This is a genomic window from Microbacterium sp. 16-032, from assembly GCF_041079455.1.
In the GTDB taxonomy this organism is placed as follows: Bacteria; Actinomycetota; Actinomycetes; order Actinomycetales; family Microbacteriaceae; genus Microbacterium; species Microbacterium testaceum_A.
This window is the reverse complement of the sequence record NZ_JBFYGQ010000001.1, coordinates 226,701-241,144: the sequence shown is the minus strand read 5'-3', so window position 1 is coordinate 241,144 and position 14,444 is coordinate 226,701. Positions and strand designations below refer to the sequence as shown.

The following is a 14,444-nucleotide window of genomic DNA, read 5'->3' as shown; positions in this document are numbered from 1 at the left end:
TATACTCTTCACGACAACCACGGGAGTCCGGTGAGCCGGGCTGAGAGGGAGCGAATCCACGCTTCGACCGTCGAACCTGATCCGGATCATGCCGGCGCAGGGAGGAGAGAAATGCACACGTCCACGTCTGCCCTCGCGAACCGCTCTTCGGTCGCCACCACGGACCGTTTCCGGTGGCGCGTCGTCGACATCGTCGTCGCCGCCGTCCTCGGCGTCGCGATCGGCCTGCTCTTCTGGGGCTGGAATACCGTCGGCGGCCTCTGGTTCACCGCGATGGACGGCCTCACCCCGGGCCTCGGTGGGATCGCCGTCGGCATCTGGCTGATCGGCGGCGTCATCGGCGGCCTCGTCATCCGCAAGCCCGGCGCAGCACTGCTCGTCGAGCTGATCGCGGCGATCGTGTCGGCGCTGATCGGCAACGTGTGGGGCGTCACCACGATCTTCTCGGGGCTGGCCCAGGGCCTCGGCGCCGAGCTGATCTTCCTCGCCTTCCTCTATCTGCGGTTCACCCTGCCCGTCGCGATGCTCGCGGGTGTGGGTGCGGGCGTCGGCGCGTGGGTGCTCGAGCTCTTCCTCACCCCCAACCTCGCCAAGTCCGTCGAGTTCAACCTCATCTACCTCGGCACCCTCGCCGTCTCGGGTGCTCTGCTGGCCGGTCTCGTCGGCTGGCTGCTCGTGCGCGCCCTCGCCGCCACCGGAGCGCTCAGCCGCTTCGCCGCGGGCCGGGAAGCGCGTCGCGACGTCTGATGACGGGCCCCGCACGCGTCGACGTCGAGGGCTGGGGCTGGCGATACGCCGGTCGTAAGCTGCCCGCCACGCGCGAGGTCGACCTCGTCATCGAGCCCGGGGAGCGCGTCCTGCTGCTCGGCGCGTCGGGGGCCGGCAAGTCGACCCTGCTCGCAGGCCTGGCGGGACTGCTCGGCGGGAGCGACGAGGGGGAGACCACCGGCCGCATCCTCGTCGACGGCGCCCCGCCCGAGACGCAGCGGGGCCGCATCGGTCTAGTGCTGCAGGATCCCGAGGCGGGCATCGTGCTGTCGAAGGTCGGCGACGACATCGCCTTCGGGTGCGAGAACCTCGGCGTCCCCGCGGCGCAGATCCCCGCGCGGGTGGCCGAGGCCGTGGCATCCGTCGGTCTCGCCGTTCCCCTCGACCGCCCCACCAAGGCACTGTCGGGCGGGCAGAAGCAACGGCTCGCCCTCGCCGGGGTGCTGGCGATGCGACCGGGACTCCTGCTGCTCGACGAACCCACGGCCAACCTCGACCCCGAGGGAGTGGCCGAGGTGCGCGTCGCCGTGGAGGGGGTCGTGGCGCGCGAGGGCACGACCCTCGTGCTCATCGAGCACCGCACGGCGGTGTGGGCCGACCTCATGACCCGGGTCGTCGTACTCGCCCCCGGTGGTGGAGTGCTGGCCGACGGACCGCCCGAGCGCGTGTTCGCCGAGTACGGGGAGGCCCTGGCCGCCGCGGGCGTGTGGGTGCCGGGTCGCCCGGTCGACCTTCCCGTGCTCGCTCCGGTCTCGGCGCCCGATGCCGTGCTGCGCGCGTCCGCCCTGTCGATCGGGCGAGAGAAGGGCGCCGTCGTGGCCTCGGGGCTCGACGTCTCCCTGCCGCGCGCGGCAGGAACGGTGATCACGGGACCGAACGGCGCGGGGAAGTCGACCCTCGCGCTCACGCTCGCGGGACTGCTCCCCGAACTCGCCGGCGAGGTCGTCGCCGCGGAAGAACTCGCCGCGCGCGGGGTCCGTCGCCCGGTGCGCTGGCGATCGACCGAGCTGCTCACCCGCATCGGGACGGTCTTCCAAGAGCCCGAGCACCAGTTCCTCGCCGCGACCCTGCGCGACGAACTCGCGGTCGGCCCCCGTGCTCTGCGCATGGCGCCGGCCGAGGTCGACCGCATCGTCGACGAGCTGCTGGAGCGCCTCGATCTGGCATCCCTCGCTCTCGCCAATCCCTTCACGCTGTCGGGGGGACAGAAGAGGCGCCTGTCGGTCGCGACGGTGCTCGCGGCCTCTCCCGCGGTGATCGTGCTCGACGAGCCGACCTTCGGTCAGGACCGCCGCGGGTGGAGGGAGCTCGTCGCCCTGCTCCAGCGCGAGATCGCGCGCGGGCGCACGGTGGTCGCCGTCACGCACGACGCCGACGTGGTGCGTCACCTCGGTCAGCACCGCATCCGAATGGGGGATGCCGCGTGAGCGCCGCCACCACCGAGCGTTCGCGCACCGCCTGGCTCGACGGGGTGAACCCCGTCACGAAGGTCGCGATGGTGATCGTGCTGGCGGCCCCCCTGCTCGTCTCGATCGACGCCGTGAGCGCCGCGACGGCGCTGCTGCTCGAACTGCTGTGCGTGCCGCTCACGGGACTGACCTTCGCCGCGGTCCTCACGCGCCTCGTGCCCGTGATCGTCTTCGCCCCCGTCGCCGCGGTGAGCATGCTGCTCTATGCCCGGCCGGGGGGAACCGTGTACGGCACGTTCTTGTTCGCGACGGTGAGCGACGACTCGATCGCCCTCTCGCTCGCCGTGCTGGTGCGCGTGGTCGCCCTGGCCCTGCCGATCATCCTGATCTTCGCCCGCACCGACCCCACCGAGCTCGCCGACGCCCTCGCACAGGTGGCGAAGCTGCCCAGCCGCTTCGTACTGGGCGTTCTGGCCGGAGCCCGGACGGTCGGCCTGTTCGTCGACGACTGGCGCACGATGAGCCTGGCCCGGCGCGCCCGTGGACTGGGCGACCGCGGGGCCCTCCGCCGCTTCTTCTCGATGGCGTTCGTGCTGCTCGTGTTCGCCGTTCGGCGCGGCACGAAGCTCGCCACGGCGATGGAGGCGCGGGGGTTCGGCTCCGACATCGAGCGCACGTGGGCGCGCCCCTCGACTCTCTCGGGTCGGGATGCCGTGGCCCTGGCCGCCGCGCTCGCGCTCATCGCCGTCGCCCTCGGGGCCGCGGTGGTGTCGGGGGCGTTCCGGGTGGTGGGGACGTAGACCTCCGTGGAGGGTCCGCAACGCTCGGCGCGGGTGGGCCCCCGGGCGGGGTGGACCGGAGGTGAGAGCTCGCGCTCGCCTCAGAACACGTACTCGAAGCAGAGCGATCGCGGCATCGTCTCGACGTAGGGCTCGTAGACGGGGATCGTCGTGAACCCCGCGGCGGCGTAGACCCGCAGCGACTCGGGCTGCATGCGACCGCTCTGCAGGATGACCCGGTGCGCACCTCCGCGCCGGGCGAGGTCGACCACGGTCGCGGTGAGCGCCGTGCCGATCCCGCGTCGACGGCCCGCGGGGACGACGATCAACCGCTTCAGCTCCCACTCCTCGCCGAGGCGGCGCAGGATCACGTGTCCGAGCGGCGTGTCGTCCGCATCGAGAGCCAGCAGCGTCGCGACGACCTGCTCGGGGTGCACGGCGAGGGCCTCTCCGCGTTTCGCCGCGACCTCGGGGGTGTCGTCGGCGTCGGCGTCGCGGTACCGCTCGTCGAGATCGGCATCCAGCGCGGCGCGCAGGGCGACCGCGCGGGGATCGTCGACGTCGACCTTCTCGATGCGGAAGTCCGGGAGATGCACCCATCGAGCCTAGGTGCACCGCGCGGCAACCACGGTGCGGGGCGAGGCCGGAGCGTGCGGGACGCGTCCGTAGGGAATGATCGCGGGGGTCGATCGGTTCGGACAGCGGCAGAATGAGCTCGGGGGATGCCATGGGATTGTCGTTCGGAATACTCGCGGTGAGTGTGGCCGTCGCGGGCGCCGTGATGTTCGTCGCCATGCCGCGGATCGGCACTCCCGGACCCATGACCCTGTTCCTGCGCTTCGCCGCCGTGGCCGGGGTGACGGCCGCGGGCTCCAGCGCGATGTACTTCATCCACGGCGCGGGCGGCGGCATCCTGACCCTCGTTCTGGGCGACGTGGCCATGGTGCTCGCACCGGCCCTGCTCATCGTCGCGTTGAGCGCCCTCGAAGGGCGGCCCGCGCGGAGGACGTCGATCGGGATCCTCGTCCTCGCGCTGGCGGTCGCCGTCGTGACCGCCACGGTTCCGCTCCCGGGATCCCTCGCCGTGAAGGCCGTCGCCGTCGCCGCGACCTGCGGCGCGTGCGCGTGGGTCGCGAGCCATTCGCGCGTCGAACCGTTCGGTCCGTTGCGCGTGATCGCGCTGACGAACGCCGTCTTCGCCGTCTATTCGCTGTCGCGGGCGATCGTGGGCGTCGTCGTCGGCTGGGATTCGACGCTGTTCCGCTTCGTCTTCTCGTTCGCCCCGGCGACAGTGCTCGGTGCGGCCGCGGTCCTCGCGATCGGAGCGGCGGTCGTCCGCGTGCGCTTCGGGCCGCGCGTCGCGGCGGAGGTCGCGCAGTGTCCCGCGGGAGCGGCGGTCGTCGTGGGGGACTGGGACCTGGCATCCGCGGCCTACGGCCCCGATCGCATGCGAGGCCTCGTCGCCGACCTGCGCTCCGCGGCACGCGACCTCGACCCCGGCGCCGCTGACGTGCCGCGCGGAACCGAGACCGCGGTCCCCGACGCGGTCTCAGCCCTCGGCGCCCACCTGCAGGCCGCGTACGGGTGGGAGCCCGAGCAGACGATCCTGCTCGTGGACGGCGCGACGACCGCCGCCGTCCGCACGCAGCCGGGGCGGCGGGCGACGAAGAGGTGGGGCTCGGCGCGGTCCTGAGTCTCGACTACTGTGGTACTCGGTTTCAGCTTCGAAGGAGAACGCATGGATATCGCAGGAGCATCCGCCCTCGTCACCGGCGGTGCCTCGGGCCTCGGACTCGCCACCGCGCGCCGTCTGACCGAGGCGGGAGCGCGCGTCACGATCGTCGACCTGCCGACATCGAACGGGGCCGCGATCGCCGAAGAACTCGGCGGATCGTTCGCCGCCGCCGACGTGACGGATGCCGAGCAGATCGCCGCGGCCGCCGCCCTCGCCGCCGCCGCCGGACCGCTTCGCGTCGTCGTCAACTGCGCGGGGATCGCGCCGCCCGCCAAGGTGCTCGACCGCGACGGGAACCCCTCGGCGCTCGCCGACTTCGAACGCGTCGTCCGCGTCAACCTCATCGGCACCTACAACGTCATCGCGCAGACCTCCGCCGTCATCGCGAAGACCGACCCCACCGACGGCGGTGACCGCGGCGTCATCGTGAACACCGCGAGCGTCGCGGCCTTCGACGGACAGATCGGCCAACCCGCGTACTCCGCGAGCAAGGGTGGCGTGCACGCCATGACGCTCCCCATCGCCCGGGAGCTCGCCCGCCACGGCATCCGCGTCGTCACCATCGCCCCCGGGATCATGGAGACGCCGATGCTCAAAGGACTCCCGCAGGCGGCACAGGACTCGCTCGGCCAGCAGGTGCCCTACCCCTCGCGCCTCGGAGCCCCCGACGAATACGCGCGCCTCGTGCTCGCGATCGCCGACAACGGCTACCTCAACGGCGAGACCATCCGCCTCGACGGCGCGATCAGAATGGCACCGAAATGACCGACGGCATCCTGCTCCGCATCGAGAACGGGCTCGCGCGCGTCACCTTCGACCGGCCCGCCTCGCTGAACGCGATGGACTTCCCGATGGCCCGCCGCTGGCGCGAGGTCGCCCACGAGGTCACCTCCGACTCCGCGGTGGGAGCGGTGATCCTGGATGCCAACGGCCCGGCGTTCTGCGCGGGCGGCGATGTTGTGGCGATGTCGACCACGGGTGCCGCGGGAAGCGACGTGACCGAAACGGCGCACGCGATCCACGACGGCATCCGCACCTTCGCCGAGGCCCCCCTGCCGATGGTCGCCGCCGTGCAGGGCGCCGTCGCCGGCGGAGGGCTCGGGCTCATGCTCACGGCCGACTACATCGTCGCGAGCGAGAACGCGCGCTTCGTCAGCCGCTACGCCAACATCGGACTCACCCCCGACCTGGGCGTCTCGACACTGCTGCCCGCCGCGATCGGCCAGCGCCGCGCGCTGCAGCTGCTTCTGCAGGACCGCATGCTCACCGCCGCGGAGGCCCTGGACTGGGGTCTGGTGGCCGAGGTCGTGGCATCCGCAGATCTGGTGACGCGCGTCGACGAGATCGCGCGCTTCTGGCTCGAGGGGGCGACCGCCGCGTTCGGGCAGGCCACGCGCCTCGTCCGCGTGGGCGCCGCGCGCACGCTCGCCGAGAACCTCGACGACGAGGCCGCCACGATCGGCGCGGCCTTCGAGACCCCCGAGGCTCGAGCGCGGGTCGCCGCGTTCGCCGCCGCCTCCGCGAAAGGACAACGCTCGTGACGCTTGCCGGGAAGACCATCCTCATGTCGGGCGGAAGTCGCGGCATCGGCCTCGCGATCGCGTTGCGCGCGGCCCGCGACGGCGCGAACATCGCGATGCTCGCGAAGACCGACACCCCGCACCCGAAGCTCCCCGGCACGGTGCACACGGCGGCGGACGAGATCCGCGCGGCCGGCGGGCAGGCGCTGCCGATCGTGGGCGACGTGCGCGACGAGGCCTCGATCACCGAGGCCGTGATGCGCACGGTCGGCGAGTTCGGCGGTATCGACATCGTCGTCAACAACGCCAGCGTCATCGACCTCTCGGGCTCGCTCGAGCTCGCGACCAAGAAGTACGACCTCATGCAGGACGTCAACGTGCGCGGGACGTTCCTGCTCTCGCGCGCTGCGGTGCCCCCGCTGAAGGACGCCGAGAACCCGCACATCCTGTCGCTCTCGCCGCCGCTGAACGTCACGCCGAAGTGGCTCGGGGCGCACACGGGGTACAGCCTCGCGAAGTTTGGCATGACGATGGCCACCCTCGGGCTCGCGGCCGAGTTCGCCGAGGCCGGCATCGCGGCCAATACGCTCTGGCCGCGCACGACGATCGCGACCGCTGCTGTGCAGAACGTCATCGGCGGCGACCGGCTCATGGCCGTCTCACGCACGCCCGAGATCTACGCCGACGCGGCCTACGAGGTGCTGATCGCGCCCGCGCGCGAGCGCACCGGGCAGACGCTCATCGTCGAAGACGTGCTGGAAGCTTCGGGCGTGACGGACTTCTCGGGGTACGCCGCCGTGCCGGGCACCCCCGACGAGGCGATGTACCCGGATATCTTCCTGGACTGACGGGGGGCGCGGGGGCCGCGGCGACGCCCCTCGCGCCTCGATAAACGCCGATCCTCCCGAGACACGCCGTGCCGCCGCGTGTCTCGGGAGGATCAGCGTTTGTCGGACTGGGGCGGGGCTGAGGGGCGGAGCCCGACCTCAGATCAGCCCCAGCTCCGCGAACGCGTTGTGCACGCCGTCGTCGAGAACCGCGGTGGTCACCCGGCCGGCGAGACGCTGCAGCTCCGGCGCGGCGTTGCCCATCGCGACGGGCGTGCCGACGACCTCGAACATCTCGACGTCGTTCCAGCTGTCGCCGATGCCGATGGCATCCGTCGCCGACAGGCCCAACTGATCGAGCACCGCCGTGATCGCGGAGCCCTTGGTGACGCCGGCCTGACCGATCTCGCCGTTCGACCCGCCGGGCAGCGGGATCGAGCCCGGGATGACGTGGAAGCCCTCGCCGAGAGCGGCCGCCGCGTGCGCGACGGTGTCGGTCGACGGGCTGACGAACACGGCCTTCGCGACGGCGTCGCGGTCGACCTCCGAGACCGGCCGCGGCTCGCGCCAGAGCGGTTGCTCGGGCGGCAGGCCCTCGGCTTCGAGCTCGGCGGCGCGCTTCTCGTGCCGTTCGCGGCGGTACTCGGTCATCACGGGACCCATGCCGGCGCTCGCGTACACGCCCCCGTGGGTCTGGAGGAAGTAGTGGATGCCGTGAGCCTCGAAGTAGCGCTCGAGGGCTTCGACGTCGGCGCGGGGCATCGGCTGCTCGACGATGAGGGCGTCCTCGTCGGGATCGCCGCCGCGGGTCGCGTACGCGCCCCCGTTGGTGATCGCCCCGTCGAAGCCGATCGCCAACACCTCGGGGTGGATGTCGCCCGCCGATCGCCCGGTGGAGAGCCACACGAGGTGGCCGTTCTCGCGCGCCTTCCGCACGGCGGTCACCGTCGAGGGGGCGATCACCGAACCGTGCTCGAGGATCGTGCCGTCGACGTCGAGGAAGGCGATGCGGGTCATGTGCACTCCACAGCGATCGGCGCCGAGGCGCGGATCAGGTCGGGGGATCGACGGCGGATGCCGCGTCGAGGGCCATCGATCCCGGTCTCGGGAGAACCGACGACACCGCCACGCTACTCGACCGGCCCGCGCGTTCGACGTCGCGATTCGGCATCCGGGAATCGTCGTGTAGAGTCGCCGACGGACATGTGACTGGTCATGCAGGCAGGATCCGAACGCAGTGCGAGAGCACCGCCTTCGGGTCCTTTTTTGTTGCCCGGGCGACTTCGGAGTCGACGTCGCGACGCGTGTCCTTCGATCCAAGGAAGGACTTCGATGACCACTCAGGACAGCGCCCGCGCGATCCTCGAGCACGTCGGCGGAGCGGCCAATGTGGCCTCGCTCCACCACTGCTCGACCCGCCTCCGCTTCACGCTCGCCGACGACTCGCAGGCCGATGAGGCCGCCCTCAAGGCCACGCCCGGCGTCATCGGCGTAGTGCTGGGCACCCAGACCCAGGTGATCGTGGGCTCGGGCGTCAACGACTACTTCCGCGAGATCGAGAAGATCCGCACCGGGAGCGGCACGCGCGCCGCGGCGCGCGTCGACTCCGCCACGCCGAAGCTGACCCTCAAGCGCGCCGGGTCGGTGTTCATGGACTTCGTCGTCGGCGTCTTCACCCCGATCATCCCCGCCGTCGCCGGCGCGGGAATCTTCAAGTCGTTCCTCATCCTCGCCGTCGCGCTCGGCTGGCTGCAGACGACCGATCAGACCTATCAGGTGCTCACCGCGATCCCCGACGCGGTCTTCTTCTTCCTCCCGCTGCTGGTGACCTACACCGCCGCGAAGAAGCTCGACGTGAACATCCCGCTCGCGCTCGGCATCGTCGGCCTGCTGGTGTTCCCGACCTTCGCGGGTCTTCTCACCCAGGAGGGCGGCGTCGCGCTGTTCGGCCTGACGGTGCCCGCGATCGCGTACAACGCACAGGTGTTCCCCCCGATCCTCGCCGTGCTGCTGCTCGCCGTCGTCGAGCGCTTCGCCCGCCGCATCAGCCCCAGCGTCATCAGCACGTTCCTTGTGCCGTTGATCTGCTTCGTCATCGTGGCGCCCGCCACGATCTTCCTGCTCGGTCCGCTCGGCTTCTTCCTGGGCACCCTGCTGACCGGGGCGATGCTGTGGCTGTACGGCACCCTTGGTTGGATCGCCGTCGCGCTGATGGCCGCCGCCCTGCCGTTCATCGTCTCGGTCGGCATGCACAAGGCGTTCATCCCGCCCACGGTGGCCACGATGGCCTCCGCGGGCAAGGAGAGCTTCTACCTCGTCGCCTCGCTCGCCCACAACCTCGCCGAGGCGGGCTCGAGCCTCGCGATCGCCGTGCGCACGAAGAACAAGACGCTGCGCGGCACCGCGATCTCGTCGGGCATCTCCGCGTTCTTCGGCATCACCGAGCCGGCGCTCTACGGTGTGACGCTGCAGAACCGCCGCGCGATCATCTCGGTCGTCATCGGAGCGTTCGTGGGTGGTTCGTACCTCGGCATCGCGGCGATCTCGGCCTTCGCTCTCGTCAGCCCGGGAGCGGCGTCCATCTCGATGTTCATCGACATGGCCAACCCGTGGAACCTGCTGCACGCGGTCATCGGCGCCCTCGTCGCCATGATCACCTCGTTCATCGTGTCGCTGGTGATCTGGAAGGACTCCGACTCGGCCACCGTGCGTCTGCTCGAGAAGCAGGCGGGCACGTCGACCCCGGTTGCGGCACGCGCCGCAGGCGAGATCGTCGCCCCCATGACGGGTGAGGTCATCGCCCTCGAGAAGGTCGACGACCCGGTGTTCTCGGGAGGCATCCTCGGACCCGGCGTCGCCATCCGCCCCACCGACGGCGAGGTGCGGGCCCCCATCACCGGCACCGTGTCGAGCCTGCTGCCCTCGCGCCACGCGCTCGGCATCCTGGGCGACGACGGCCTCGAGGTGCTCGTGCACGTGGGCCTCGACACCGTGCGCCTCGAGGGCGCGCCCTTCACCGCCCACGTCGCCCAGGGCGACCGCGTCGAGGCGGGTCAGCACGTGCTGACCGCAGACCTCGCGGCGATCGAGGCCGCCGGACTCGACATCACGACGCCCGTCGTCGTGCTCAACGGCGACGCCTACGACGTCGCCCCCCTCGTCACCGGACGCGTCGCCGGGGGCGCCGCTCTGCTGTCGACCGATGCGAAGGAGACCGCGAATGGGATTGCCTGACGGATTCCTCTGGGGCGGCGCACTCGCCGCCAATCAGGCCGAGGGTGCCTGGAACGAAGGGGGCCGCGGTCCCGCGGTCTCGGACGTGTCGAAGTACCGGCCGAACGTCGACCCGCGCGAGTACGCGGTGCACCACCAGCACACGCTGGAGTCCATCACCGCCGCGATGGCCGATGACGACATCGCCTTCTTCCCCAAGCGCCGCGGCATCGACTTCTACCACCGCTACCGCGAAGACCTGGCATTGTTCGCCGAGATGGGCTTCTCGGTGCTGCGCGTGTCGATCGCCTGGTCGCGGCTGTACCCGACCGGCGAAGAGTTCGAGCCGAACGAGGAAGGCATCGCGTTCTACCTCGACCTCTTCACCGAGATGCGCCGTCTCGGCATCCGCCCCCTGGTGACCCTGTCGCACTACGACCCGCCGCTCGCGCTCGCCCTGAAGAACAACGCGTGGGTCGACCGCAGCACGATCGCCCTCTTCGAGCGGTTCTCGCGCACGTGCTTCGAGCGCTTCGGCCACCTCGTCGACCTCTGGCTGTCGTTCAACGAGATCGACGGCATCATCCGTCACCCGTTCACCTCGGGCGGCATCATCGACGAGACCGTCGAGGGGTCGCTGGAACAGGCCTGTTACACGGCGCTGCACCACCAGTTCGTGGCATCCGCGTCGGTGACGAAGATGCTGCACGAGATGTGGCCGGAGTCGGAGATGGGGTGCATGCTCACGATGCTCACCACCTACCCGAACACCTGCCACCCCGACGACGTCGCGGCGACCCAGGCCAAGGAACGACTGCTCTATCTGTGCACCGACGTCCAGGCCGGAGGGGCGTACCCGCGGCTGGCGCTGAAGGCGCTCGAGGCCAAGGGCATCACGATCCCCTTCGCCGAGGGCGACGTCGAGCTGCTGCGCGAGCACCCGGTCGACTACATCTCGTTCTCGTACTACATGACCCTCACCGAATCGGTGCGCCCGGATGCCGAGCGGACCCCCGGCAACACGGTGCTCGGCGTGAAGAACCCGTTCCTGCCGTCCAGCGAGTGGGGGTGGCAGATCGACCCGGTGGGCCTGCGCATCTCTCTCATCGACCTCTACGACCGCTACGGCAAGCCGCTGTTCATCGTGGAGAACGGCCTGGGCATGCGCGACGAGCTCACGGACGACGGCCGTATCCACGACCCGTACCGCATCGACTACTTCCGTTCTCACTTCGCGGAGATGATCCGCGCGGTCGACGAGGGCGTGGAACTGCGCGGCTACACGAGCTGGGCGCCGATCGACATCATCAGCGCCTCGTCGTCGCAGATCTCGAAGAGGTACGGTTTCATCCACGTCGATCAGGACGACCTCGGAAACGGCACCGGCGAACGGCGTCGCAAGGACTCGTTCTTCTGGTACCAGAAGGTCATCGCCTCGAACGGGGCCGACCTGGCGTGACGACCGCACTCGCTGCGCGTCCGCCGGGGTCGACGGAGACACCCATGCAGATCATCAAGAAGGTGCTGAACTCCAGCGTCGTGCTCGTCGAGGACGAGCGCGGCGTGGAGCGCGTGCTGTTGGGCAAGGGCATCGGCTTTGCCGCGCGCCCGGGCGACACCGTCGCCCCCGGATCGACGGACCGGGTGTTCGTCGCGCTCGACGATGCCGATCAACGGAACCTCGTCGAGTTGCTCGCACAGATCCCCGGAGGCTTCGTCGAGCTCACGAGGGCGATCGTGATGGATGCCGAGAAGGCGGGCATCGAACTCGACGCGCACATCTACCTCACGCTCACCGATCACCTGCACTTCGCGGTGGAGCGTCAACGGCGGGGCCTGCAGGTCACCAATCGCCTGGCGTGGGAGGTGCGAACCGTCTACCCGCGCGAATACGAGGTGGGCCTTCGCGCCCTCGGACTGCTCCGCGACCGCACAGGGGTGTCACTTCCCGACGAGGAGGCCGCCAACATCGCCTTCCACCTCGTCAACTCCGAGGTGGGACGACCGGCCGTCGACTCGATGCGGGTGGTCGGGCTCGTGTCGGACATCACGACGATCGTCACGCACTCCGGGGGAGTGACCCTGGATGCCGACGACCTCCACACCCGTCGGTTCCTCACCCACCTGCAGTTCTTCGCGGAGCGGTTGTTCAGCGACCGCCTCGCCGGTCAGGACGAAGACCTGCTCTTCGCGACCATGACGGCCAAGCACCCGCGCGCCGTCGCGACGGCCGAACGCATCCGCGCGTTCGTCCTCAAGGAGCACGAGGTGGCCATCTCCGACGAAGAGGTGGGCTACCTCGCCCTGCACATCGCTCGCGCCCAGTCGAGCTGAACACCCCGAAAGGTCCCCATGGCACAGCGCACCGCCGTCTTCGGCTCGTCCTCCGGCCTGCACTCCCGCCCCGCGGCGACTCTCGCCCGCGCGGCCGCGGCGTCGAAGCACACCGTCACCCTCGCCGCCGGTGACACCTCCGTCGACGCCCGCAGCATCCTCGCTCTGCTGCAGCTCGGCGTGAAGACGGGCGACGAGGTGGCCCTCGAGGTCGACGGTCCCGAGGCCGACCGCGTCGCCGACGAACTTCAGGCGCTGCTCGAGCAGGATCTCGACGCCGCCTGACCCGATCGCGTGAGGGGCCGCGCCGGGTGTATTCCCCCGACGCCCGGCATCCCGGCCCCTCACGTGCCCTCTGGGGTCCGGCCCTTCTCCGTGGCTCGCGTGAGGGGTCGGAATCTGTCGCCTGCCGCCTCACGAGGCGACACTTCGTGACCCCTCACGCGAGCCGGTACCGCGCCCAGCCGCGGTGCAGATGCGCCCGGTACCCTGGAAACCATGACCGAACAGCCCCCCGTGCGCACGACGACGCCCCGCTCGGTGCGCCCCGAGGGGGCCCCGGCCGACACCGGCATCCGCCAGGTGCGCCCCAAGACCGAAGGTTGGCAGCAGGCGAAGGACGAGACCGGTCGTCCGCTGCTGCAGTTCGCCAGCCCCAAGCGCGGCAAGCCGCCCGTGCACCTCGCCGACCTCACGCATGACGAGCGCATCGCCAAGCTCAAGGAGCTCGGCCTCCCGGGCTTCCGCGCGAAACAGCTCGAGAAGCACTACTTCACGCACTACACGTCGGATGCCGCCGACATGACCGACCTCCCGGCATCCGGTCGCGAAGAGCTCGTCGCGGGAATGCTGCCGCTGTTGCTCACCGAGGTGCGCCGGCTCGAGACCGACCGCGGCGACACGATCAAGTTCCTCTGGAAGCTGCACGACGGCGCCCTCGTCGAGTCGGTGCTCATGCGCTACCCCGGCCGCATCACGCTGTGCGTGTCTTCGCAAGCGGGGTGCGGCATGAACTGCCCGTTCTGCGCCACCGGGCAGGCGGGGCTGACCCGCAACATGTCGGCCGCCGAGATCATCGAGCAGATCGTGCGCGCCAACGCCCTCATCGCCGCCGGCGGTCTGGGCGGCAAGAAGCGTGACGACCACTCGCTCGACCGCGTGTCGAACATCGTGTTCATGGGCATGGGCGAGCCGCTCGCCAACTACGCGCGCGTCATGCAGGCGGTGCGCGTGATGGTCGACAAGGAGCACGGCCTGGGCATGAGCGCCCGCGGCATCACGGTGTCGACCGTCGGACTCGTCCCCGCGATCAAGAAGCTCGCCGACGAGGACATCCCGGTGACCTTCGCCCTCTCGCTCCACGCCCCCGACGACCACCTGCGCGACGAGCTCATCCCGGTGAACTCCCGCTGGAAGGTCGACGAGGCCCTCGATGCCGCGCGCGCCTACTTCGACAAGACCGGGCGCCGCGTCTCGATCGAATACGCCCTGATCAAGGACATGAACGACCACGCTTGGCGCGCCGACCTGCTGGCCGAGAAGCTCAACGCCCGCGGTCGCGGCTGGGTGCACGTGAACCCGATCCCGCTGAACCCGACGCCCGGCTCGATCTGGACGGCATCCGAGGTGCCCGTGCAGAGCGAGTTCGTACGCCGCCTCAACGACGCCGGCATCCCCACGACCCTCCGCGACACCCGCGGCAAAGAGATCGACGGGGCGTGCGGCCAGCTCGTCGCGACCGAAGAAGACGAGGCGGCCGCGGCGGTCACGCCGGTCGGCTGAGGAGTTTTTGCGCGTCCCCCGATCGGTGGATGCCGCGTCCACCGGCCCGTCGTTCCCGTCGCCGCCCCGCCCCGTCA

At 70.6% G+C, this 14,444-nt stretch carries 14 protein-coding genes and 1 riboswitch; of the genes, 12 read left to right on the top strand and 2 right to left on the bottom strand.

The window, feature by feature from the left end:
• The first annotated feature begins 9 nt into the window (after positions 1–9).
• Positions 10–120: riboswitch (TPP riboswitch) on the top strand.
• The 3 genes from AB6V31_RS00975 (at position 112) to AB6V31_RS00965 (ending at position 2,977) form a co-directional block, all read left to right on the top strand.
• Positions 112–747 carry an ECF transporter S component gene (locus tag AB6V31_RS00975; RefSeq protein ID WP_268102547.1) on the top strand — a complete coding sequence of 212 codons (636 nt, stop codon included), beginning with the start codon at positions 112–114 and terminating at the stop codon, positions 745–747. It overlaps the preceding riboswitch by 9 nt.
• Entirely contained in the window at positions 747–2,195 is a 1,449-nt protein-coding gene (locus tag AB6V31_RS00970) for an ABC transporter ATP-binding protein (protein WP_369363478.1), read from the top strand. Before AB6V31_RS00975 ends, AB6V31_RS00970 begins: the two co-directional genes overlap by 1 nt.
• A complete protein-coding gene (locus AB6V31_RS00965) occupies positions 2,192–2,977 on the top strand; it encodes an energy-coupling factor transporter transmembrane protein EcfT (RefSeq protein ID WP_369363476.1) in 786 nt (261 codons plus the stop codon). The genes AB6V31_RS00970 and AB6V31_RS00965 overlap by 4 nt, the downstream gene beginning before the upstream one ends.
• An 80-nt stretch (positions 2,978–3,057) precedes the next feature.
• Here the strand turns inward: AB6V31_RS00965 and AB6V31_RS00960 are convergent, their stop codons facing one another.
• Positions 3,058–3,552 (bottom strand): GNAT family N-acetyltransferase, encoded by a 495-nt coding sequence (locus AB6V31_RS00960; RefSeq protein WP_369363474.1) that lies wholly within the window; start codon positions 3,550–3,552, stop codon positions 3,058–3,060.
• Positions 3,553–3,683: 131 nt separating this feature from the next.
• Here AB6V31_RS00960 and AB6V31_RS00955 point away from each other — a divergent pair, with 131 nt between their 5' ends.
• The 4 genes from AB6V31_RS00955 to AB6V31_RS00940 are packed head-to-tail and all read left to right on the top strand — an operon-like array spanning position 3,684 to position 7,059.
• Positions 3,684–4,649 (top strand): hypothetical protein, encoded by a 966-nt coding sequence (locus tag AB6V31_RS00955; protein WP_369363472.1) that lies wholly within the window; start codon positions 3,684–3,686, stop codon positions 4,647–4,649.
• Between the two features lie 45 nt (positions 4,650–4,694).
• Entirely contained in the window at positions 4,695–5,456 is a 762-nt protein-coding gene (locus AB6V31_RS00950; protein ID WP_369363470.1) for an SDR family NAD(P)-dependent oxidoreductase, read from the top strand.
• Positions 5,453–6,232: an enoyl-CoA hydratase/isomerase family protein gene (locus AB6V31_RS00945; RefSeq protein ID WP_369363468.1), complete on the top strand. Its 780-nt coding sequence runs from the start codon at positions 5,453–5,455 to the stop codon at positions 6,230–6,232. The genes AB6V31_RS00950 and AB6V31_RS00945 overlap by 4 nt, the downstream gene beginning before the upstream one ends.
• Complete coding sequence (locus tag AB6V31_RS00940) at positions 6,229–7,059, top strand: SDR family oxidoreductase (protein WP_369363466.1); 831 nt, start codon at positions 6,229–6,231, stop codon at positions 7,057–7,059. Before AB6V31_RS00945 ends, AB6V31_RS00940 begins: the two co-directional genes overlap by 4 nt.
• A 138-nt stretch (positions 7,060–7,197) precedes the next feature.
• Here AB6V31_RS00940 and AB6V31_RS00935 read toward each other — a convergent pair whose 3' ends face one another.
• On the bottom strand, positions 7,198–8,055 hold the full coding sequence (locus AB6V31_RS00935; RefSeq protein WP_056224543.1) for a Cof-type HAD-IIB family hydrolase: 858 nt from the start codon (positions 8,053–8,055) through the stop codon (positions 7,198–7,200).
• Positions 8,056–8,370: 315 nt separating this feature from the next.
• Between AB6V31_RS00935 and AB6V31_RS00930 the strand changes: the two genes are divergently transcribed.
• The 5 genes from AB6V31_RS00930 (at position 8,371) to rlmN (ending at position 14,367) form a co-directional block, all read left to right on the top strand.
• A complete protein-coding gene (locus AB6V31_RS00930; RefSeq protein WP_056224541.1) occupies positions 8,371–10,272 on the top strand; it encodes a beta-glucoside-specific PTS transporter subunit IIABC in 1,902 nt (633 codons plus the stop codon).
• Positions 10,259–11,710 carry a glycoside hydrolase family 1 protein gene (locus AB6V31_RS00925; RefSeq protein ID WP_369363463.1) on the top strand — a complete coding sequence of 484 codons (1,452 nt, stop codon included), beginning with the start codon at positions 10,259–10,261 and terminating at the stop codon, positions 11,708–11,710. Before AB6V31_RS00930 ends, AB6V31_RS00925 begins: the two co-directional genes overlap by 14 nt.
• 44 nt (positions 11,711–11,754) lie before the next feature.
• Positions 11,755–12,585, top strand: a complete 831-nt coding sequence (locus AB6V31_RS00920; protein ID WP_295844112.1) for a PRD domain-containing protein — start codon at positions 11,755–11,757, stop codon at positions 12,583–12,585.
• Positions 12,586–12,603: 18 nt separating this feature from the next.
• The gene (locus AB6V31_RS00915; RefSeq protein WP_056224536.1) at positions 12,604–12,870 is read left to right on the top strand and encodes an HPr family phosphocarrier protein; all 267 of its coding nucleotides are present in this window, start codon (positions 12,604–12,606) and stop codon (positions 12,868–12,870) included.
• A 213-nt stretch (positions 12,871–13,083) separates the two neighbouring features.
• Entirely contained in the window at positions 13,084–14,367 is a 1,284-nt protein-coding gene (gene rlmN, locus AB6V31_RS00910; RefSeq protein ID WP_369363461.1) for a 23S rRNA (adenine(2503)-C(2))-methyltransferase RlmN, read from the top strand.
• Positions 14,368–14,444: the final 77 nt, after the last annotated feature.

Coding starts and splice junctions, on each gene's coding strand:
- AB6V31_RS00975 (WP_268102547.1), top strand. CDS start 112: ATGCACACGTCCACGTCTGCCCTCGCGAACCGCTCTTCGGTCGCCACC.
- AB6V31_RS00970 (WP_369363478.1), top strand. CDS start 747: ATGACGGGCCCCGCACGCGTCGACGTCGAGGGCTGGGGCTGGCGATAC.
- AB6V31_RS00955 (WP_369363472.1), top strand. CDS start 3,684: ATGGGATTGTCGTTCGGAATACTCGCGGTGAGTGTGGCCGTCGCGGGC.
- AB6V31_RS00950 (WP_369363470.1), top strand. CDS start 4,695: ATGGATATCGCAGGAGCATCCGCCCTCGTCACCGGCGGTGCCTCGGGC.
- AB6V31_RS00945 (WP_369363468.1), top strand. CDS start 5,453: ATGACCGACGGCATCCTGCTCCGCATCGAGAACGGGCTCGCGCGCGTC.
- AB6V31_RS00935 (WP_056224543.1), bottom strand. CDS start 8,055: ATGACCCGCATCGCCTTCCTCGACGTCGACGGCACGATCCTCGAGCAC.
- AB6V31_RS00930 (WP_056224541.1), top strand. CDS start 8,371: ATGACCACTCAGGACAGCGCCCGCGCGATCCTCGAGCACGTCGGCGGA.
- AB6V31_RS00925 (WP_369363463.1), top strand. CDS start 10,259: ATGGGATTGCCTGACGGATTCCTCTGGGGCGGCGCACTCGCCGCCAAT.
- AB6V31_RS00920 (WP_295844112.1), top strand. CDS start 11,755: ATGCAGATCATCAAGAAGGTGCTGAACTCCAGCGTCGTGCTCGTCGAG.
- AB6V31_RS00915 (WP_056224536.1), top strand. CDS start 12,604: ATGGCACAGCGCACCGCCGTCTTCGGCTCGTCCTCCGGCCTGCACTCC.
- rlmN (WP_369363461.1), top strand. CDS start 13,084: ATGACCGAACAGCCCCCCGTGCGCACGACGACGCCCCGCTCGGTGCGC.